This window comes from Gordonia jinhuaensis, assembly GCF_014639795.1.
In the GTDB taxonomy this organism is placed as follows: Bacteria; Actinomycetota; Actinomycetes; order Mycobacteriales; family Mycobacteriaceae; genus Gordonia_B; species Gordonia_B jinhuaensis.
In genome coordinates this window covers 34,560-54,282 of the sequence record NZ_BMGC01000017.1, presented here as the reverse complement: position 1 = coordinate 54,282, position 19,723 = coordinate 34,560, and the positions used below count along the sequence as shown (strand labels likewise).

Genomic DNA, 19,723 nt, shown 5'->3' with positions numbered 1-19,723 from the left:
CGAGTCTGGGTAAACACCGAAACCGGATCTGAACAGGAATTTCAGGGCCTTGAGAGGCCTGTCGGCGGGCTAGGGGCGGCCAAGTGGACTTGAAAGGCTTTGCCGCGCAGCACGATGGCGTACTAGACGGACCGTAAGGTGATGGCGCGGTGCACTTCATTTGCGACGTAGAACTTACGATAGGTTCCGTACGGTCCGTTGAGCACCCCGACCTTTACAAGTTTCTGCACAGCTTGGTCGACCCCTTGGGGGGACTTTCCAAACCGTCGCGCGAGATTGGGTACTCGCACAATCGGTGACTCGACCAGTATCTCGACTATGTCGCGCGCCAGGCCGCCGCGGTAGCCAGAGTCTTGTAGCCGCTGGGAGTACTCGCGCTGGGCGTCTAGCATCAGGTTGACACGGTTGGCGGTATCGATAGCGGAGGCCTCGACGCCAGCGCTGAAGAACTGAACCCAGGAGTCCCATTCGCCGGAGACCGATACTTTCGCAAGTTCGTCTTGATACTGGCTCCGGCGCGTTTCGAACCACGGCGACACGCTGAGGAGCGGTTCCTGTAGGAGACCATCGACCATCAGTTGCAAGACGATGAGCAGACGGCCGATACGGCCGTTCCCGTCGTTGAATGGGTGAAGGGTTTCAAACTGATAGTGGGACATGGCCGCGGCGACTAACGGGTCACGCGCGGCGGTCGAGTCGTTCATCCACGTCACTAGGTCGCGTACCGACGCTTCGAGATCGGGTCCGGGAGGCATCGGAACGAAGCGAGAAGATTCGATAGTTCCGTCGGGACTGCCGATGGCTACTTGGCAGCGTCGCACACGCCCAGCATCGCGGGTTTCGGACTCCGTTCCCTCGACAAGCTGTTTGTGGGCTGTTTCGATCAGCGATGTCGTGATGACACGTCGCTCCGCAACGAAATCGAACGCTTCGTCTGCTGCGCGGATGTAGTTGATCACTTCAACCAGCTCCGCGCTGTAGTCCTCGGTGTCGCTCTCGTCCGCCGCCAAGACTTCATCAATCGGCGCAAACGTTCCTTCCAGCGCCGACGTGCTCTGAGCCTCGCGACTGAGTGTCGGACGGCGGAGGATGCGGGGGTTTGGTACCTGTCGGGAAGCTTGATCTAGCTGTGCGAGAGCCCTGCTGGCGCTGGTGACTGCACGCCAGGTCTGTCCGGATAAAACGGGCTCGGTCGACAGTGGGTGTGCTACATAGGCGGCGTGTTCGTAGGTTCTGCCGTTGCGTCCATCGGTCCCAGAGATCGGTCGCAGGTTCCCAATCGGACTGCTAGCGAAGCGTTCTAACTGCACAAACCAAGTGTAGGCGGCTTTCGGTTGAAGTCACATCTATGAAACTCAACGTCACTTGGTATTGGCTATAAAAGATCAACTGAAGGGCGCCGTTGCTTGTCATTGTGGGCTGCGCTGGGCAAAGACGGGTTTGCCGCAGTGCGCATGAGAATCGTTCTTCGAACTTCCGGCGGTTTGTGTGCTCAGTGTGTGCTGGCAGCCTCGCTACCGTTGGGGCTGGCGTCGTAACGAGGCTCAGAAACCTATGCTCACCTGCATTTTCCAATGGAGCCGCCTAGGAGAATCGAACTCCTGACCTATTCATTACGAGTGAATCGCTCTACCGACTGAGCTAAGGCGGCGTGCTGCCCGTGGGCAGCGCGGATCAGTCTATCGACAACCTCGCGAGCCACCAAAACGCGGGTGCGAGGCAGGCGAAACCGCAGCTCAACGGCGCAGAGCCAACCCGATCTCGGCGATCATCGCGTCGACGGCGAACCGGGGTTTGACGTTGGTGTCGAGGGCCTCGCGGCAGCGCAGCACCGTCTCCACGCAGGCCAGAAGCGATTCCGGCGGGGCGTAGCGCGCCATCGCCGAGGTCTGGTCGGACATGTCGGGATGCACCAACTCCACTCCCCCACCCCACGACATGGTCAGCGCGTCGCGGAACAGGCCGGCGAGGTCGACGAGGGTGCGGTCGAGTGAGTCGCGCTCGACTCTGGTGACCCGCGACTTCTGTTTCTGCTCCAGGGCTTTGAGCACGCCGGCCGAGCCGCGCAGTGCTCCGGCAGTCCCCTTGCCGGTGCCACCGGCGCCGAGTGCGGTCCGCAGCTCCTCGGTCTCGGCGACGTCGAGGTCGGCGGTCAGCGTCTTGGCGCTCTCCTTCGCCCGCGCGACCAGACGCTCGGCCGCCTCATAAGCGGTGGAGTCGCGGGTCGCCGCCCGGGCGATCCCCAGTGCTTCCACCCGCTCGGCCCGCGCCTCGGGATCGGTGGCCAGACGCCGCGCCCGGCCCACATGGCCGGCGGCGACCGACGCAGCCCAGGTGGCCATCTCGGGGTCGATGCCGTCGTGGTCGATCAGCACCCGCGCGACGTCGGCAGTGCGCGGCATCGTGAGAGCAACATGCCGACAGCGCGACCGGATGGTCACCGACACGTCCTCGGGGTCGATCGAGGGGGCGCACAGCAGGAACACCGTCGACTCCGGCGGTTCCTCAACCACTTTCAGCAGCGCGTTGGCCGCACTCTCGGTGAGCCGGTCGGCATCCTCGATGACCACGATCTGCCAGCGGCCGGTGCTGGGCGCACGACTGGCCGCGGCGACGATCTCGCGGATGGTCTTGACCGGGATGCTCAGGCCGTCGGGCACCACATGGCGCACATCGGCGTGTGTTCCCGACAGGACGGTGGTGCAGGCGCGGCATCGACCACATCCGGGCACCTCGGGATGCTGGCATTCCAGTGCGGCGGCGAAGCATCGTGCGGCCACGGAACGCCCCGAGCCGGGCGGACCGGTGAACAGCCATGCATGCGTCATGGCCGACGCGGCACGCGTACGGGTACGGCTGGCCACCGCGGCGCGGACGAGATCGTCTAGGATCGCCCGCTGCCCGACCAGTCGCCGGAAAACCGGGGGCACCTCGACAGCGGTGTCGTCGAGGCCAGGTGCATTCACCGGGCCAACCCTACCGGCGCGCACCGACACGTCGACACGGTCATCGGGCGGTCTTCGAGGAGGCCACGTAGTTCGTTTGGATACCGTTATCACGTGAGCGCGCAGGTGACCCGGTGGGCGAAGACCGTCCACCTACTGAAATGGGTCAGCCATACGCCGTGGCCGGTGCTCGCGTTGCACCAGCTGCGCGCGAACATCATCGGCGCATTGTTCACATTCGCGTTCCTGCGATTCGGCATGCCGACCGAGGTGTCACTCTCGGAGATCTCGTCGCCGTTCCAGATCGTGTTCGTCGCCTACCTGGTGGTCACGATGGTCGTGGGCGCCGCGGTGAGCCTGAAACTGAGCCTGCCGGTACTGGTGTGGCATCGCCGCCGTACCCGGCTGGACAACGGCATCGCTCGACACCGTGCGCTGCGACTGCCCATGCTGCTGACCATCCTCAACCTGGTGTTGTGGCTGGGTGGCGCGGTGATCTTCACGGCGCTGATGAGCGTCTACTCGGGCCGCGCGGCGCTGGTGGTGGCGCTGGCCAGTCTCATCGGTGCGCTCGTCACCGCGATCCTGGCCTACATGCAGTCCGAACGGGTGATGCGTCCGATCACCGTCGCCGCGATGGCCAACAACCCCGAGGACGCGATCGCACCGAGCGTCACCCAGCGGATCCTGATGTTCTGGCTGGTCAGCGTCGTCACACCGCTGTTCGTCATCATCATGCTGGTGGTCGGGCAACGGCTGGGGATCATCGGGACCGATGCGGTGGGTATCGAGCGGCCGGTGCTGTGGATGGCGGTGGCGGCGCTGGTGTTCGGCACGCTCGGGGTGACGCGCCTGGTCACCGCGATCACCGACCCGATCAAGCAGTTGCGCCGTGCGCAGCACAAGGTGTCGCTGGGTGATCTCGACACCTCGGTGCGCATCTACGACGGCAGCGATCTGGGGCTGCTGCAGGCCGGCTTCAACGACATGGTCGAGCAGCTGCGCGAACGTCAGACCCTGCGCAACCTGTTCGGTCGTTATGTCGGTGAGGATGTGGCGCGCCGGGCGATCGAGACGGGTACCGAACTCGGCGGCGAGGAACGCTATGTGGGCGTGCTCTTCGTCGACATCGTCGGGTCGACCCGGCTCGCGGTGAGCCGGCCCCCGCGCGAGGTGGTGGAGCTGCTCAACGAATTCTTCCTGGTGGTGGTCGAGGTGGTGGGTCGCCACGGGGGGTTCGTCAACAAGTTCCAGGGTGATGCCGCCCTGGCGATCTTCGGCGCACCACTGGATCTCGACGATTTCGCCGGTGCCGCGCTGGCCGCCGCACGTGAACTGCGCGTCGAACTCGATGCGCGCGTCGGCGACACCGACATGGGGATCGGCGTGTCGGCGGGCAAGGCGATCGCCGGACACATCGGCACCACGCAACGGCTGGAGTACACCGTGATCGGCGACCCGGTGAACGAGGCCGCGCGGCTGACCGAGCTGGCCAAATACGAGCCGAGCCGGGTTCTCGGTTCGGCCCGCGCGGTCTTCCTCGCTTCCGACGCCGAGGCCGAGAACTGGGAAATCGGGGAAGGTGTGGAGTTGCGCGGGCGCGGCATCGAGACGCGGCTGGCGCGCCCGAAACAGCGCTGAACCGACCTGCGGCGGACGCTGGTCGGTCCGCCGCATCATCGGTCACCCCTCGGAGCTGCCCCCGCCGGCGGTCTTCTTCGCCGCCGACTTCGTAGCCGTGCTCTTCTTCGCCGTGCTCTTCTTCGCGGCCGTCGTCTTCTTGGCCGTCGTCTTCTTCGCGGTGCTCTTCTTGGCCGGCGCCTTCTTTGTCGCCTTCTTCACCGGTCCGCGCGCGCGACGATCGGCCAGCAACTCCGAGGCACGCTCGTCGGTGATCGTGGCGACCTCGTCGCCCTTGCGCAGGCTGGCGTTCGTCTCACCGTCGGTCACGTAGGGACCGAAGCGACCGTCCTTGATGACCATCGGCTTACCGCTGGCGGCATCGTTGCCGAGTTCACGCAGCGGCGGCGTGGGGGTCGACCGGCCCCGGCGCTTGGGCTCGGCGTAGATCTTCAGCGCCTCGTCGAGCGTGATGTCGAAGATCTGGTTCTCGGTGGCCAGCGACCGCGAGTCGGTGCCCTTCTTCAGATACGGGCCGTAGCGGCCGTTCTGCGCGGTGATCTCGTCGCCGGATTCCGGGTCGGCGCCGACCACACGGGGCAGCGACAGCAGCTTCAGGGCGTCGTCGAGAGTGACCGTGGAGATGTCCATCGACTTGAACAGCGAACCGGTGCGCGGCTTGGGTCCGGCCTTCTTCGCTGCCTTCTTGGCGGTGGTCTTCTTCGCGGCTGCCTTCTTGGCGGTCTCGGTCTGCGTGACCTGTTCGGTGCCGGTGACCGTCTGGGTCGCGACCGCCGTGGCAGCGCCGCCCGAGCCACCGGATGAGGCCGCCGCGGGGGTCGGCTCGACGGGTCCGGGCGTGGGTCCCACCGAGGCGCCCTCACCGGAACCGCTGTCGTCATCGTCGTCGGGCAGGATCTCGGTGACGTACGGGCCGAATCGCCCTTCCTTGGCCACGATCTCGTGGCCGCTGGTCGGGTCGACGCCCAGCGAACGCCCCTCCTGCGGAGTGGCGAACAGTTTCTCGGCGACGTCGAGGGTGAGCTCGTCGGGGGTCATGTCGTCGGGGATGTTGGCGCGCTGCGTCTGCGGTTCGCCGTCGACGATCCCGGTCACGCGCTCGAGGTAGGGACCGAACCGGCCCACGCGCACGAACACCGGACGACCCTGCTCATCGTCGAAGAGCCGGATCGAGTTCACCTCGCGGGCGTCGATCTCCTCGAGATTCACCCCGACCAGCTTCTTGAGCCCCTCGGCCGAGTCGGCGGCGTCGGAGTCGTCGCCGAAGTAGAACCGGCTCAACCAGTGCGTGCGGTCGGCCTGACCGTTGGCGATCTGGTCGAGATCGTCCTCGAGTGAGGCGGTGAAGTCGTAGTCGACCAGCCGTGAGAAATAGCCTTCGAGCAGTCCCACCACCGCGAACGCGATCCACGACGGCACGAGCGCACTGCCCTTGCGGTGCACATAGCCGCGGTCGGTGATGGTCCCGATGATCGACGCATAGGTCGAGGGTCGGCCGATGCCGAGCTCTTCGAGCACCTTCACCAGCGACGCCTCGGTGAAACGTGCCGGCGGGCTGGTCGAGTGACCGGCCGGATTGAGTTCCTCGGCGGTGAGTTGCTGCCCCTGGGTGAGGTTGGGCAGGCGACTCTCCTCGTTGTCGGCCTGACCGCCGGCCTGATCGTCAACCGTCTCGACGTAGGCCGACAGGAAGCCCGGGAAGGTGATGGTGCGACCCGACGCGGCGAAGGTGGCGCGCTCACCGGTGGTCGCGGTACCGGTGATCCGCAGACTCATCGTGGTGCCGCGCGCATCGGCCATCTGCGAGGCGATGGTGCGCTGCCAGATCAGCTCGTAGAGCCGGAACTCGTCGGTGTCGAGCGCCGATGCCACCTGACCGGGCGTACGGAAGGTCTCGCCGGACGGGCGGATCGCCTCGTGTGCCTCCTGGGCGTTCTTGACCTTGCGGTTGTACTGACGCGGCGTGGGGTTCACGAACTTCTCCCCGTACAGGTCACGTGCCTGCGCGCGGGCCGCGTCGATCGCCGACTCGCTCAGCGTGGTCGAGTCGGTACGCATGTAGGTGATGTAGCCGTTCTCGTACAGCCGCTGCGCGATCCGCATCGTGCGGTCGGAGGTGAATCGCAGCTTGCGACCGGCCTCCTGCTGCAGCGTCGACGTCATGAACGGGGGGTACGGCCGGCGGGTGTAGGGCTTCTCCTCCACCGAGGAGACGCTCATCTGCGCGCCCTGCAGGCCCGCGGCCAGCGCAGTGGCACGCGACTCGTCGAGAATCGTGACGCCCTGCGACTTCTTCAGCGTGCCGGTGGAGTCGAAATCGCGGCCGGTGGCCACGCGGTCGTCGTCGACCCCGACCAGACGTGCGTGGAAGGTCCGCGGGGAGGCCTCGTCGCCGGCATCGAGCAACGCATCGATATCCCAGTAGTCGGCAGAGACGAACGCCATCCGCTCACGTTCGCGGTCCACGATGATGCGGGTGGCCACCGACTGCACACGGCCGGCCGACAGCTTCGGCATGACCTTCTTCCACAGCACCGGTGACACCTCGTAGCCGTAGAGGCGGTCGAGGATACGGCGGGTCTCCTGCGCGTCGACCAGATCGTCGTCGAGGTCGCGGGGGTTTTCCGCCGCGGCGCGGATGGCCGGTTCGGTGATCTCGTGGAACACCATGCGCTTGACCGGGATCTTCGGCTTGAGGGTCTCCAGCAGATGCCAGGCGATGGCCTCACCCTCGCGGTCACCGTCTGTGGCGAGGTAGAGCTCGTCGGCGTCGCGCAGCAACGTCTTGAGCTCGCTGACCGTCGACTTCTTGTCGTTGGAGACCACGTAGAGCGGCTCGAAGTTCTCCTCGACGTTGACGCCGAGGCGGGCCCACGGCTGCCCCTTGTATTTCGCGGGCACGTCGGCAGCACCGCGCGGCAGGTCGCGGATGTGTCCTCGCGAGGACTCCACGACATAGTTCGGCCCGAGGTATCCGGCGATCTTGCGCGCCTTGGTCGGCGACTCGACGATCACCAGCCGACGGACGGGACCATCGGTATCACTCGGGGCAGTCTTCGTATCGGCCACGTTGAGTTGCCTACACCTTCTTCCATGCCTACGCTTTGCACGCCTACGGGCAGCGGGTATGCGGTAGGCCCGTTCTACCTTATCGACGCCCAGTCCAGCACATCGAATACACGCTGTTGCATCCGGAGGGCACCGGGCCAGAGGACACCACGCTACGCGCCTGCACAGCGGCCACCGATATCGTCACCGGCCGTCGCGGCCGCGTCGAACCTCCTCGAGGTGGGGCCGCGAACGCAGATCACCCCTGACTCCGACCTGCGGAATCAGGGGTGATCGTCAACGGACGGGCGGGCGGTTCACGCCGGCGCCCATGCTCGCGAAGTCTCAGATGGCGCGGACGCCGGTGGCCTGCGGGCCCTTGGTGCCCTGGCCGACCTCGAACTCCACGCGCTGGTTCTCCTCGAGAGAGCGGAAGCCACCGCCCTGGATCTCGGAGTAGTGGACGAACACGTCATCCGAGCCCTCATCAGGTGCGATGAAGCCGAAGCCCTTCTCCGCGTTGAACCACTTCACAGTTCCCTGTGTCATATCTCTGCTTTCCTTGCGTTCACTGGACCGAGACGCATCTCGCGTTCGGTGGCCGATTCCGATCGCCATACTTTCTGGCGATGTCCCATCGGAGTTCCATGAACTCCAGCGGGACCGACCTCCAGTACCACGCTCGCAAACCGTTCGGCACACGTCTGGTCGACATAGAATGTCGATCGGGGAGTGTGCCGAAGCTGCGACCTCCTATAGTCAACCACGTCTGAGCCCCAGAGTGAACACCGGTGGGGCCGATGTACTGCATCTGACCGACATTCCGCGCATATCGCCCAGTCGGGGGCGGATCTGACACCGCGTTCAAGGTCAATCGACGGTCAGGCTCACTCGGCGGGCCACACTGCTTGCGCATCCGCAGCCTCCGGCGGGGCCCCGACCGTCTCGGCCAACCGCGTGAGGCGTCGACGCCCGCTGATCCGCAGCGCCGCGCGGCCGCGCGTGCCCACAAGTGTCGGCGCGACGCCGGCGCGCATGAGCGAGGTCGCCAGCGCCGGATGAGTGTCGGGACTGCGCGGGTCGAGTCCCAGAAGGTAGCCAGGACCCTCCCGACGGCCCGAGGCGATCACCCACAGCCGCAACGCCCGCGCGCTGGGAACCCAGCCGGCCGGCACCACCTTCACCGCGCCGCGGGTCCACGGCCCCGCGACGACGGCCAGCGCCTGTGAGGTGTCGGTGCGGGCCATGGGCGAGTCCTCGTCGGACCGCGACGTCTGCGCGCCGACCCCGCACCGTATGATCTCGTCGACCAGAGCGTCGGCCCGCCAGTCGGCATCGACCACGATCGAGATCCGCACCCCGGCGGATGAGGACGCGGCCTGACCGTTGGTTGCGAGCAGGCCGGAGAGATCGCCCAGGCCAGGTTCGGCCACCTCGGCCGAGAAGAAGGACAGTTGACCCACGCGCACACCTTATTCATCCCCGAACGCACATCACCCCCGACCCGCGGGGGCGGAATCGGGGGTGATGATGATTCGGTTCGGTCGGGGCGGTGGTGTTCACCCGCGGCCGATCACCGGTTGCAGGACGAATCAGAGTGCGCGCACACCGGTGGCCTGCGGACCCTTGGTGCCCTGGCCGACCTCGAACTCAACGCGCTGGTTCTCTTCGAGAGTGCGGAAACCGGATCCCTGGATCTCGGAGTAGTGGACAAACACGTCGTCCGGTCCATCATCAGGCGCGATGAAGCCGAAGCCCTTTTCCGCGTTGAACCACTTCACAGTTCCCTGTGCCATTCTTCTTTGTTCCTTTACTTCATTCACCGGGATCGACACGAATGTCACGTGCCGTGGCCGATTCCGACCGCCATACTTTCTGGCGACGTTCGCGGATATCCGCGCACTAACCTCAAGTACCACGCTCGCAACCCGTTCGAAGGCTGTCTGCTCGACCCGAAGTCTCACGATGACAGCTCCCCGAAGCTGCGACCGCACATAGTCAATCACGTTCGCACCGCGCGCGATAGTCAAGGACTCAAGTTGGGTGAAACGAGACCGGAATTCGGTGCCCGGACGCATCGGTGCCACCCCGTGACACGGGGATCGCGGCCATGACCAATGATCATTCATTCGGCGACGAGATCCTCGAACGAGCGCTCGCCGGCACCGACCCGAACGAGAGCCCGCTGACCTACAAGGCGGTCGTCGAGCCGCGCGTCGCCGCATTCGCATCGTGGCCGGAATGGGTTGCCCCCGAAGTGATTCGGTTGTTCACCGGCATCGGCATCGAACAGCCGTGGTCTCACCAGGCGGCGGCGGCCGATGCCGCCTTCACGGGTCGGCACGTGGTGGTGTCCACGGGTACTGCGTCGGGGAAATCGGTCGCCTACCAGCTCCCGATCCTGACCGGACTTCTGTCCGATTCTCGTGCCACCGCCCTGTACATCTCACCGACAAAGGCGTTGGCGTCCGACCAGATTCGTTCGATCGTAGGACTCATGGCGGGGCGTGCGGAGTTCACCCACATCGCGCCGTGCGCCTACGACGGCGACACCGACCCGCAGATCCGGCAGTGGGCGCGGGAGAACTCGCGCTGGTTGTTCACCAACCCGGACATGCTGCACCTGGGCATCCTGTCGGGCCACGCGCGCTGGCGCCGGTTCCTGCGCAACCTGCGCTACATCGTGATCGACGAATGCCATCACTATCGCGGGGTTTTCGGCTCGCACGTGGCACTGGTGTACCGCCGGCTGCTGCGCCTGGCGCGGGCCGCCGGGGGCGACCCGATCGTGATCGGCGCGAGCGCCACCGTCGCGCAGCCGGGTGCGGCGCTGTCGCGGCTCATTGGTGAAAAGTGCGTGGAGGTAACCGAAGACGGTTCCCCGCACGGAGCGCAGACCGTGGCCCTGTGGGAGCCGCCGTTCGTGCCGGAGCTGCGCGGCGAGAACGACGCACCGGTGCGGCGGCCCGCCGGATCAGAGGCGGCCCGGCTGCTCGCCGACCTCGTCCTCGAGGGTGCCCGGACACTGTGCTTCGTGCGCAGCCGCCGGGGTGTGGAGCTGACCTCACTGTCGGCGAAACAGATACTCGGCCACATCGATCCGGCGCTGGCCGAGCGGGTCGGTGCGTACCGCGCGGGCTATCTGGCCGACGACCGCCACGCCATCGAACACGCGATCGCCGACGGGGCGCTGCTCGGGGTCGCCACCACCAACGCACTGGAGCTCGGGGTGGACATCAGCGGACTCGATGCGGTGATCATCGCGGGCTACCCCGGCACCGTCGCCTCCTTCTGGCAGCAGTCCGGCCGGGCAGGCCGACGCGGCGAACAGTCCCTGGTGGTGCTGGTGGCGCGCGACGACCCGCTCGACACCTACCTCGTGCGCCACCCGGAGGCACTGCTCGAACGTCCGGTGGAGGCAACGATTCTCGATCCGTCGAATCCGCATGTGCTGGGACCGCATCTGCTGTGCGCGGCCACCGAACTGCCACTCACCGAGACCGAGGTCGACGCTCTGGGCGCTCGCGAGATCGTGGACAGCCTCACCGCCGAGAGACTGCTGCGGCGGCGCAAGGCCGGCTGGTACCCGGCCGCAGGCATCACCCCGCACGCCGACATCGACATCCGCGGCGGCATCGGCGGACAGGTGATGATCGTCGACACCACCACCTCAGAACTGCTGGGCACCACCGACACCGGCCGCGCGATGTCGACGGTGCACCCCGGTGCCGTGCACATCCACCAGGGCCGGTCGTTCGTCGTCGACGAACTCGACCTCGACGACGGCCTGGCGCTGGTGCACCCCGAGGAACCCGAGTGGACCACCACCGCACGCGAGGTCACCCACGTGGACGTGACCGCCGTACGCGCGGTACGCAACCACGAGATCGACGGACCCGGCGCACTCCCCCAGGTGACGGTGCAATTGGTCGACGTGGACGTCACCCATCAGGTGGTCGGATACCTGCGCAAGCTACCCGGCGGCGAGGTGCTCGACTCGGTGGAACTCGACATGCACGAGCAGACCCTGTCGACCCGTGCCGTGATGTACACCGTCGACCCCGAAGCGCTCGAGGCTGTCGGGGTCAGCGTGGGCCGGATCCCCGGTGCACTGCACGCCGCCGAACACTCCGCGATCGGGCTGATGCCGCTGATCGCCACCTGCGACCGGTCCGACATCGGCGGCCTGTCGACCAACCTCCATCCCGACACCGGCCTGCCCTCGGTGTTCGTCTACGACGGACTCGACGGCGGTGCGGGTTTCGCCGATCGCGGCTTCGAAGCGTTCGGCACATGGATCGCCGCCACCCGCGAGGCGGTGGCGGCCTGCCGATGCGAGGCGGGGTGTCCGTCATGTGTGCAGTCACCCAAGTGCGGCAACGGCAACGCCCCCCTCGACAAGGACGGTGCGGTCAGGGTGCTCGATCTGCTGCTGCGGGCGATCAGCGCCGGCGAGATCACCGAGACGGCGATCACCCCACCGGCGTGATCTGGTCGGCAGGACCGGCTCTGGCCACCGCATGCGACTGACGCATCCCGAACAGTCCCAACCTCACCGTGGCCGATGTCGCGACCACCACGTCGCGGCCATCGACGCGGCAGCCGTCGGCGTGGACACCGTTGGCGGCGGCGACCTCCCGGGCACGCGCGCAGGGATCGTCGGCACCGCGTTCGAGTGCACCGGCCGCCGCCAGCGCGGCGAGGTCGGCCCCCGACTGGGCCGAGTGGCGAACCGAGACCACCACCCCGACGTAGGCCACCAACCCGAGGACCACCACGATCCCGGCGATCACGAAGGCGCCCAACACCGTTGCCATGCCACGCTCGTCGCCCGCAGCCCGGCCGGGCCGCGTCCTGACCGATCGCCTCATGAGCCGGCCGGGTCGTCGGATTCGGCCACCGCGACCGCGACCGCACCCAGATCGACGCCGGGCAGGAATGTCACCGACATCCTCACCCGCGCCGAGACCCGCTCACCCGACCGGCTCACCTCGACCTGCGCCGAGGCAGGGGCGACCGCCGAGCCGGCGGCACGCGCCCGCGCGTCGTCGGCGTAGGCGGCCACCCGCGCCGTCTCGCGTGCGGCGTCGACACAACGGATGTGGCAGATCATCCCGACGATCAGGCCCACCCCGATCACCACGACCGTGACGATCGCCGCGATCGCGAAGGCCGCCTCCACGGTGACCATCCCCGCCTCGTCGCGAAGACGCCGACACGCGACCGGAACCGTCAGCCGACGGGGTCCATCTGCCGTCAGCCGACGGTGTTTGTCTGCCGTCAGCCGACGGGGTCCATCTGCCGTCAGCCGACGGTGTTTGTCTGCCGTCAGCCGACGGGGTCCATCTGCCGTCAGCCGACGGCGGTGTCGAGGGCCTTCGTGATGATCCCCGTCAGCGCCGACACCACATTGTCGCCGCTGATGACGGTGTAGAGAATGGCACCGAATGCCGCCGCAGCAATCGTGCCGATGGCGTATTCGGCGGTACTCATACCCGCTTCTTCGACGCCCATCGACCACATCCGCGCAATGAATCTCTCGCGCAGCCGCGTCATCCCCGCCGTATCCGCACGGGCACCGTTCGCCGGCGCTTTCTCGGTCTCCGCAGTTTTCCCGGTGTCCGCAGTTTTCCCCGTGTCCATTGTTGTCGCTCTCATGGTCGTCCTCCCCGGGTTTCCCCATTCGCGCCGGGACGGTCCCGGCGACGTCTGTGCCGCGCCGCGGCCTGCCGGCCGAACGCAGGGCGGTCCGTGCCGACGCGTTCACAGCAACCCCGACCGCATGACGCTGCCCGCGAGGCCGACCACCACCGGCACGATGCCCAGGACGACGAAGGCGGGCAGAAAGCACAGTCCCAACGGGCCGCTGATCTTCACACCGGCTCGCTCGGCTGCCACGGTCGCCGCGTCGTCGGCTCGCCGACGTTCGGCCTCGGCGAGTTCACGCAGGCCGCCGACGATCGAGGCGCCCGAGCGGGCGGACCGTCGAGCGGTGGTGACCAGCGCGCGGACCGGTTCCGAGGAGTCGGCCTCGGCACGCCACGCATCGGCCGGATCGGCCCCCAGCGTGAGCAGATGTGCCGCTCGGGCGAAGACCGCCGCCAGCTCCGGCGGCGCCGATTCGGCCATCACGTCGGCAGCGGCGGGCATCGTCATCCCACTCGCCACACACACCGCGCACAGCTCGAGCGCGGCGGCCACCGCGAACGGATCGGCGTCGAGAGTCCGGGCTCCTGGAGCGGGCCGGCGCACCGCCGCGGACCGCCACATCCGCCGTCGCGATCGGCGCTCGAACCCGGCACGGCGCAGATACTCCGACGGCCCCGGCGCGACCAGCAGCCCCGCCGCGACGAGAGCCGCCGACAGCGCCAACGCCGCACCTGCGGTCATCCGGCCACCGCCCGACGTGAGATACGTTCTGCCCATTCGACTCCCATCACGGTCAGGGTCACCCCGATGAGTAACAACACCGGCCCCACGCCAGCACCGAACAAGGTGCTCAGCGGTGCCGCGCCGATCGCCTGCCCCAGTCCGATACCGAGCAGAGGCAACAGTGCGAGTACCACCGACGTCGCCCGCGCTCCGGCCAGTGATGCGCGGGCGCGTTCGGCGAAGCGACCTCGGGCGGCGATGTCGGTGCGCGTGGCCGTCAACAGTTCCGCCAGCGGCAGACCGTGGCGCTCGGCGATGGCACAGGCATCTGCCACGGCCAGCCACTCGGCACCCGGGCTGCTCGCCGCACCGAATTCGTTCGCCGCACCGACATTGTTCGCTGCGCCAATGGTGTTCAGCGACAAGGCTGTTCGTCTGGTAGCACCCTTGACGACCAGGCCCGCCCGCACGTCGCCACCGAGTTCGGCGTTACCCACCATCCGGGTCAGCACGGCCAGTGTCTGTTCGTCGGCGCCGGCATGCCGGGCCTCGATGCCCGCCTGACGGAAGGCGTGCACCGGATGCGCGCCGACGGACAGCTCGGCGATCAACACCTCCAGTGCCGCGAGCACATCCGCGCGGATGACGGCGTGCCGGCGTGACTGCCGGGCACGTCGCAGGCGGATCAGCAGATAGCCGCCGATGATCACCACCGCCGCGCCGACGAGCGGGCGAGCGGCGAGCACCACGGCGACTGCGAGTGCACCTACAGTCGTTGCAATACAACGCATCTGGTTCCCCGTCAGCGCGCGGGTCGGCTGTGCCGACGAGTCGACGGCTCGACACAAGCGATTCCGCGGCCGTCGGTCCGCCAGGACGAGAAGCGCCAGTCCCGCACACATGACGCTGACCCCGATCACCGAAGGATCCCGGAGCTGTGCAGGCGGGTGTCGATGAGGGCGGCGAGTACCGGCGCGGCATCGGTGAAGCCACCGTCGCGGGTCCAGGCGGCCGTGATCGACACCTGCCCGCCGGGCGTCCGCGACAACGTCCCCACCTCGGTGAGCATCCGCCTGCCGTCACCGCTGCGGGTCAGCCCGAACACCACCTGCACCGCGGCCGCCAGTTGACTGTGCAGTGCGGCACGGTCCATCCCGCCGAGTGCGGCGAGCGCCTCCATGCGAGCAGGCACCTCGGTCACCGAGTTCGCATGCACGGTGCCCGCGCCTCCGTCGTGTCCGGTGTTGAGCGCCGAGAGCAGATCCACCACCTCCGAACCGCGTACCTCCCCCACGACGATCCGGTCGGGACGCATCCGAAGTGCCTGCCGCACGAGGTCGCGCAGCGTCACCACCCCGGCCCCTTCGACATTCGGTGTGCGGGTGACCAGTCGGACCACATGGGGATGGTCGGGGTCGAGTTCGACCGCATCCTCCACGCACACCACCCGCTCACCGGGATCGACCCGACCGAGCAGTGCCGAGAGAAAGGTCGTCTTGCCCGACCCGGTACCTCCGGCGACCAGGAATGCCAGTCTGGCGGCGATCACCCCGGCGACGGTGGCGGCGATCTCGCCGGGAACGCTGCCCGACTCGATGAGCGAGGCCAGGTCGTGGCGGGCCGGGCGCAGCACACGCAACGAGATGCAGGTGCCGTCCACCGCAACCGGCGGTATCACCGCATGCAGCCGGACCCGGTACCCGCGCCGCCCGATCTGGTCGAGCTGCGCGTCGACCCAGGGCTGCGCATCGTCGAGCCGACGACCGGCGGCCAGGGCCAGCCGCGCCGCCAGCCTGCGCACGGCGGCATCGTCGTCGAACCGCAGGTCGGTTCTGACCAGCCCGCGCCCGCGGTCGACCCACACGTGATCAGGCCCGACCACGAGGATGTCGGCGACATCGGGCTCGGCGAGCAGCCCCTCGAGTCGACCCGCGCCGATCAGCTCGGTCTGCAGGAACCGCAGCGCCTCGAGGAGGTCGGTGTCACCGAGCACGCCGCCGGACTCCTCGCGGATCGCCTCGGCCATCATCTGCGCGCTGGGCACCGACACGTCGGTGGTCGACTCGCCGGCCAGTCGCATCCGCACCCGAGCCAACAGCTCGTCGCGGTCACCGGCTCGCATCCCGGTCATGCCGTCACCTCCGCACTCACCCCGGCCAGCACCGCGGCGGCCGCGCGACGCAGCGGCGACCGACGCGCAAGCCTCAGCGCCCCGGCCTCGACGGCGCCCGCGAGTCGCGGTTCGGCACGGCATCCCGCCAGCAGTGGCAGGCCGAGTGCCTCCTGCACCTGTCGCACGGTCAGGCCGCCGGGTGCGGGCCCCCGCACCACCAGCCCGACCCGGCCGCTCAGGCGCGTCAGTTCGCGAGTGAGCTGACGCGTCGCCGCACAGCCACCCACCGTCGCGGTGGTAACCACGACGACCGAGCCCACGGCGGCGAGTAATTCGGCCGCGGTGTCATCGATCCGACGGGGCAGATCGACCACCACCACGTCGCCGTCACCGGCGCCGGCGTTCATCACCGCGCGGGCGGCGACCGCAGACACCGGCGTGCGGTCGCCACGGCGGGGCGCGAGGACCGCGACCCCGCCCGGCCCCGAGGGCAGAGCCGCGAACAGCGCGGCGGCGTGAACGTCACCACCCTCGACGCGCAGGTCGTCCCACCGCAGGCCCGGATCGTCCTCGAGCCCCAGCAACAGGTCCACGCCGGGACCGTACGGGTCGACGTCGAGCAGCATCGTCGGGCGCGGACCCTCGGCCGCACAGATCGCCGTCGCGGCGGCGAGGGTGCTCGCTCCCGCCCCACCGTGACCGCCGATCACCGCGATCGTCACTCCGCCGCGTCGTTGCGGCGCTCTCAATGCCGTGAGAGCCCGCACCAGCTGCGCGGCGTCGCGTCCGAGGACGTATCCGTCCTGCGCACCGAGCCGCAGTGCACTCGGCCACAGCCCTGCGGCGCCGGGTCGCATGGTGGAATCGGTCTCCGACTCCACCACCAGCACCGCATCCCGACGCGGCATCTGCCGGTGCGCCAGCGCCGAGACAGCGCTCAGGTCGACGATCACCACGGCGGCCTCGTGCCACGCCTGACGACTCGGCCAGAGGTCGTCAACGAGTCCCGCACGCCCCCGATAGCCCGCGGCGGCCACACATCGTGCGACCTCCTCGCGCAGTTCCTCGCCGACGATGACGAGCGCGTCAGCCCCGTGCGGCGTGCGCCCAGTCACCGATGAACGTGCCACCGAGGGATCCACTGCGCCGAGATCGGAAAGGTGCGACGGGTTTCCCCGCGGCGATGCGAGCGCCGGATCGGCTGGGCCGCGGTGATCTCGACGGTGGTCCCGGTCACGAAGATGGTCCCGGTCACGACGATGGTCCCGGTCAGGAAGATGGTGGGCGCGACGATGGTGGTCGGGCAGGGTCATGGACCGATCCTGGCCCGAGGCCGGGACCCGAGAACCGCTGCCGACCAGATTCACCTCACGCCTGTGGATCGATCCTCATCTGTGGACAAACCCGGCCGTGAAGAACCCGGTCCGGAAGAATCTCACCGTGCCCTGTCGAATGAACAGCCGACAGCACATTCCGGTCGCCTGTACGACAATGTCGACTCCGAATTGTTCGCCGTCGGCGTCGATGAGAATATATCGTCCGGAATTCCCGCGAATTAAACATTCTCGACACATACCGCCGGCTCAACAGGAGCGATTTACGAACCACCACCAGATAATCGGTCATTCGACCGATCTGACCATGGATGGGTCCGGACAGAAAACGACCCTGGCCAGGGGGGGGGGAGGAGGCCAGGGTCGTCTAGTTCAGCCCCGGGGGGTCGGGCTGAATCTCCCCAGCCAGATGACTGGGTACCTGTGACTATACACATGATTTGAGCTAGGTCGGCAAGCCCGAACGCAATTTTCGAATCCGTTCATCCCACGTGCGCAAGCCCACACACCCCGGCCGATGTTGCGAGGGCAGCACCGAGACCGAGCGGGTGCCGACATTTCGGCCCCGACCATCCCCAACACAATTTCGCGGGACCAAATGAAACAGCTGACACCGCCGACAAGAACCTCGACGAGAGTCTAGGCCCTGGGTCGGCGAAAGATTCTCGGGCGCCTGCCCCAGCGCGCCTATTGCCCAGCGCGTCTATTTGCACCGGCGATCTGTCGCCCGGACTATTCGCACGCGAGCCGAGAGAACTCCAGTCCGTATATCACCATCCCGATAGAACTCCAGTCCGCATAGAACCCGGGTCCGGATAGAACCACAGTCCGTATAGAACTCGGGTCCGCATAGACATAGTTCGTATGTGTCGGTCGAGTCCGTCCGCGGCCGATACCGTGCGATCGCCTCGGTGCGATCGATCGGCGGTGACGGTTGATCTGCGGTGACGGTTGATCTGCGGTGACCGTCGATCTGCGTCCGGTAAGTGCCTGGCCTCCAACACTATTCGTACTGCACCCAGGATCATCGGAAGCGGAGTCCACGCCGCATCCGGATCGTGATCGCAGCTGCGCCGCTTCGTGACCACAATCCGACGGCAAAACCCTTGAATCGCCAATCCCATTGGGTGTACAAAGAATTCACGGACGTCCGAGAGGCAACGTCAGATCCCGGAAGAGAAGGGATTGACCCCCTGTTCGGACCCCCGGCATGAACGACGAGCACCCACGCGGAGCTTGCTCCAAGCAAAAGTGTTGTGCGCCTGCGACTGTTCTCTCGTCAGATGACGATGGTCGCCTTGGGCGGCGACCATTCCGATGGCGAGGACACACCACCGCCGAGGCATACCCACACAACCCACCTGTGCACGCTTGAGTAACTCGCGTTCATGCCTGACGAACGGCGAACACCCCACTCCTCCGGGGGCGTTCGCCGTTCGTATGTGTGGGACCCATGTCTGTGCTGGGCGCGGAGTCCGTGCGGCCTCTGCTCCTACCGCGCCGCGTCGGCGATCGATCTCGCCTCAGCGGCACCGGTCTCGAAGGCGCGGGCACACATGATCAGCCACGCCGCAATCGCATCGGCATCTCCGGAGGCGAATCCGGCGGCCGCCTCACGGTAGCGTCCACGTTCCTTGAACCACGCGACCTCCGGGACACCGAGATTGTGCGGGTCGAGCCCGGTCGAGGCGGCGACCAACCGCGATGCCGCCCGGGCGATCACGCCACTGGTCGCGCCGAAGGCCTGCAGTGCCAGCAGTTCGCCGTGCACCACGCCGGCTAGGATCGGGGCGGGCACCGACGTACCGCCGGTCACCAACTGCGAGAGCAGGTCGAGCCGCTCCCCCACCCCGGGATCGGGGCGCGGTCGGCCGAGGTCGTCGGTGTCGATGTCGTAATCGGCGGCGGCCAGCACGTGCAGCCGTGCCAGCGCCTGTCGAGGCGCGCGCGTCCAGATCGCCACCGACCCCGACAGCGCATCCCCATCGAGGGCCTGTGCCACCCGCATCGCGCCCGCAAGCAGTGGGTCGGCGAGATCGCCGTCGCGCCGCAGTTCCACATCAGCACCGTCGATCGCCGCCGACAGCCGCGCCGCCCGCCACGAGGCCTCGGTGGCCGTATTGGTCCACCCGCGCAGATTGACCGGGTGCCTGTGTACCGCGGCAAGCGCGTCACCTGCAGAAACGGCGGCGTCGCGCACACCAGGCAGTTCCGCGAGCGGGGCAAGTGGATCCGTGGTCACATCGAGCGAGCTTATCGACGTCCCCGGC

16 protein-coding genes and 1 tRNA gene are annotated in these 19,723 nt (G+C 67.5%); 2 read left to right on the top strand and 15 right to left on the bottom strand.

Annotation, left to right across the window (positions count from 1 at the left end; all coding sequences use genetic code 11):
* Positions 1–122: 122 nt before the first annotated feature.
* The 3 genes from IEW22_RS12355 to IEW22_RS12345 form a co-directional block, all read right to left on the bottom strand.
* Complete coding sequence (locus IEW22_RS12355; protein ID WP_188586909.1) at positions 123–1,310, bottom strand: Fic family protein; 1,188 nt, start codon at positions 1,308–1,310, stop codon at positions 123–125.
* Positions 1,311–1,575: 265 nt separating this feature from the next.
* Positions 1,576–1,651 (bottom strand) — tRNA-Thr (locus tag IEW22_RS12350).
* A gap of 85 nt (positions 1,652–1,736) precedes the next feature.
* Positions 1,737–2,930 carry a DNA polymerase III subunit delta' gene (locus IEW22_RS12345; protein ID WP_188586943.1) on the bottom strand — a complete coding sequence of 398 codons (1,194 nt, stop codon included), beginning with the start codon at positions 2,928–2,930 and terminating at the stop codon, positions 1,737–1,739.
* A 129-nt stretch (positions 2,931–3,059) separates the two neighbouring features.
* On the opposite strand from IEW22_RS12345, the gene IEW22_RS12340 reads away from it, so the two are divergent.
* On the top strand, positions 3,060–4,586 hold the full coding sequence (locus tag IEW22_RS12340; protein ID WP_188586908.1) for an adenylate/guanylate cyclase domain-containing protein: 1,527 nt from the start codon (positions 3,060–3,062) through the stop codon (positions 4,584–4,586).
* A 42-nt stretch (positions 4,587–4,628) separates the two neighbouring features.
* Here IEW22_RS12340 and topA read toward each other — a convergent pair whose 3' ends face one another.
* The 4 genes from topA to IEW22_RS12320 form a co-directional block, all read right to left on the bottom strand.
* Complete coding sequence (gene topA, locus IEW22_RS12335) at positions 4,629–7,655, bottom strand: type I DNA topoisomerase (RefSeq protein WP_188586907.1); 3,027 nt, start codon at positions 7,653–7,655, stop codon at positions 4,629–4,631.
* Between the two features lie 324 nt (positions 7,656–7,979).
* Positions 7,980–8,183, bottom strand: a complete 204-nt coding sequence (locus IEW22_RS12330; RefSeq protein WP_188586906.1) for a cold-shock protein — start codon at positions 8,181–8,183, stop codon at positions 7,980–7,982.
* 338 nt (positions 8,184–8,521) lie between these two features.
* Positions 8,522–9,097, bottom strand: a complete 576-nt coding sequence (locus IEW22_RS12325) for a hypothetical protein (RefSeq protein WP_188586905.1) — start codon at positions 9,095–9,097, stop codon at positions 8,522–8,524.
* A 129-nt stretch (positions 9,098–9,226) separates the two neighbouring features.
* Entirely contained in the window at positions 9,227–9,430 is a 204-nt protein-coding gene (locus IEW22_RS12320; protein WP_188586942.1) for a cold-shock protein, read from the bottom strand.
* A gap of 314 nt (positions 9,431–9,744) precedes the next feature.
* On the opposite strand from IEW22_RS12320, the gene IEW22_RS12315 reads away from it, so the two are divergent.
* Positions 9,745–12,123: a DEAD/DEAH box helicase gene (locus tag IEW22_RS12315; RefSeq protein WP_188586904.1), complete on the top strand. Its 2,379-nt coding sequence runs from the start codon at positions 9,745–9,747 to the stop codon at positions 12,121–12,123.
* On the opposite strand, the gene IEW22_RS12310 is transcribed toward IEW22_RS12315, so the two are convergent.
* The 8 genes from IEW22_RS12310 to IEW22_RS12275 form a co-directional block, all read right to left on the bottom strand.
* Positions 12,107–12,451, bottom strand: coding sequence for an Rv3654c family TadE-like protein (locus tag IEW22_RS12310; protein WP_229742569.1), 345 nt, complete (start codon positions 12,449–12,451; stop codon positions 12,107–12,109). The two genes, IEW22_RS12315 and IEW22_RS12310, sit on opposite strands and share 17 nt — an antisense overlap.
* Before the next feature lie 50 nt (positions 12,452–12,501).
* Complete coding sequence (locus IEW22_RS12305; protein ID WP_188586902.1) at positions 12,502–12,825, bottom strand: TadE family type IV pilus minor pilin; 324 nt, start codon at positions 12,823–12,825, stop codon at positions 12,502–12,504.
* Between the two features lie 161 nt (positions 12,826–12,986).
* Entirely contained in the window at positions 12,987–13,190 is a 204-nt protein-coding gene (locus IEW22_RS12300) for a DUF4244 domain-containing protein (RefSeq protein WP_188586941.1), read from the bottom strand.
* Between the two features lie 207 nt (positions 13,191–13,397).
* Complete coding sequence (locus tag IEW22_RS12295; protein ID WP_188586901.1) at positions 13,398–14,024, bottom strand: type II secretion system F family protein; 627 nt, start codon at positions 14,022–14,024, stop codon at positions 13,398–13,400.
* Positions 14,021–14,797, bottom strand: coding sequence for a type II secretion system F family protein (locus IEW22_RS12290; RefSeq protein WP_188586900.1), 777 nt, complete (start codon positions 14,795–14,797; stop codon positions 14,021–14,023). The genes IEW22_RS12295 and IEW22_RS12290 overlap by 4 nt, the downstream gene beginning before the upstream one ends.
* Positions 14,798–14,922: 125 nt before the next feature.
* Positions 14,923–16,137: a TadA family conjugal transfer-associated ATPase gene (locus tag IEW22_RS12285; RefSeq protein WP_188586899.1), complete on the bottom strand. Its 1,215-nt coding sequence runs from the start codon at positions 16,135–16,137 to the stop codon at positions 14,923–14,925.
* Complete coding sequence (ssd, locus tag IEW22_RS12280) at positions 16,134–17,249, bottom strand: septum site-determining protein Ssd (RefSeq protein WP_188586898.1); 1,116 nt, start codon at positions 17,247–17,249, stop codon at positions 16,134–16,136. The genes IEW22_RS12285 and ssd overlap by 4 nt, the downstream gene beginning before the upstream one ends.
* A 1,696-nt stretch (positions 17,250–18,945) precedes the next feature.
* Positions 18,946–19,695, bottom strand: coding sequence for an oxidoreductase (locus IEW22_RS12275; protein ID WP_188586897.1), 750 nt, complete (start codon positions 19,693–19,695; stop codon positions 18,946–18,948).
* Positions 19,696–19,723: the final 28 nt, after the last annotated feature.

Excerpts from the sequence above, each read along its gene's own strand:
- IEW22_RS12330 (WP_188586906.1), bottom strand. The coding sequence starts at position 8,183 with ATGACACAGGGAACTGTGAAGTGGTTCAACGCGGAGAAGGGCTTCGGC.
- IEW22_RS12320 (WP_188586942.1), bottom strand. The coding sequence starts at position 9,430 with ATGGCACAGGGAACTGTGAAGTGGTTCAACGCGGAAAAGGGCTTCGGC.
- IEW22_RS12315 (WP_188586904.1), top strand. The coding sequence starts at position 9,745 with ATGACCAATGATCATTCATTCGGCGACGAGATCCTCGAACGAGCGCTC.
- IEW22_RS12310 (WP_229742569.1), bottom strand. The coding sequence starts at position 12,451 with ATGGCAACGGTGTTGGGCGCCTTCGTGATCGCCGGGATCGTGGTGGTC.
- IEW22_RS12305 (WP_188586902.1), bottom strand. The coding sequence starts at position 12,825 with ATGGTCACCGTGGAGGCGGCCTTCGCGATCGCGGCGATCGTCACGGTC.
- IEW22_RS12300 (WP_188586941.1), bottom strand. The coding sequence starts at position 13,190 with ATGACGCGGCTGCGCGAGAGATTCATTGCGCGGATGTGGTCGATGGGC.
- IEW22_RS12295 (WP_188586901.1), bottom strand. The coding sequence starts at position 14,024 with ATGACCGCAGGTGCGGCGTTGGCGCTGTCGGCGGCTCTCGTCGCGGCG.
- IEW22_RS12290 (WP_188586900.1), bottom strand. The coding sequence starts at position 14,797 with ATGCGTTGTATTGCAACGACTGTAGGTGCACTCGCAGTCGCCGTGGTG.
- IEW22_RS12285 (WP_188586899.1), bottom strand. The coding sequence starts at position 16,137 with ATGACCGGGATGCGAGCCGGTGACCGCGACGAGCTGTTGGCTCGGGTG.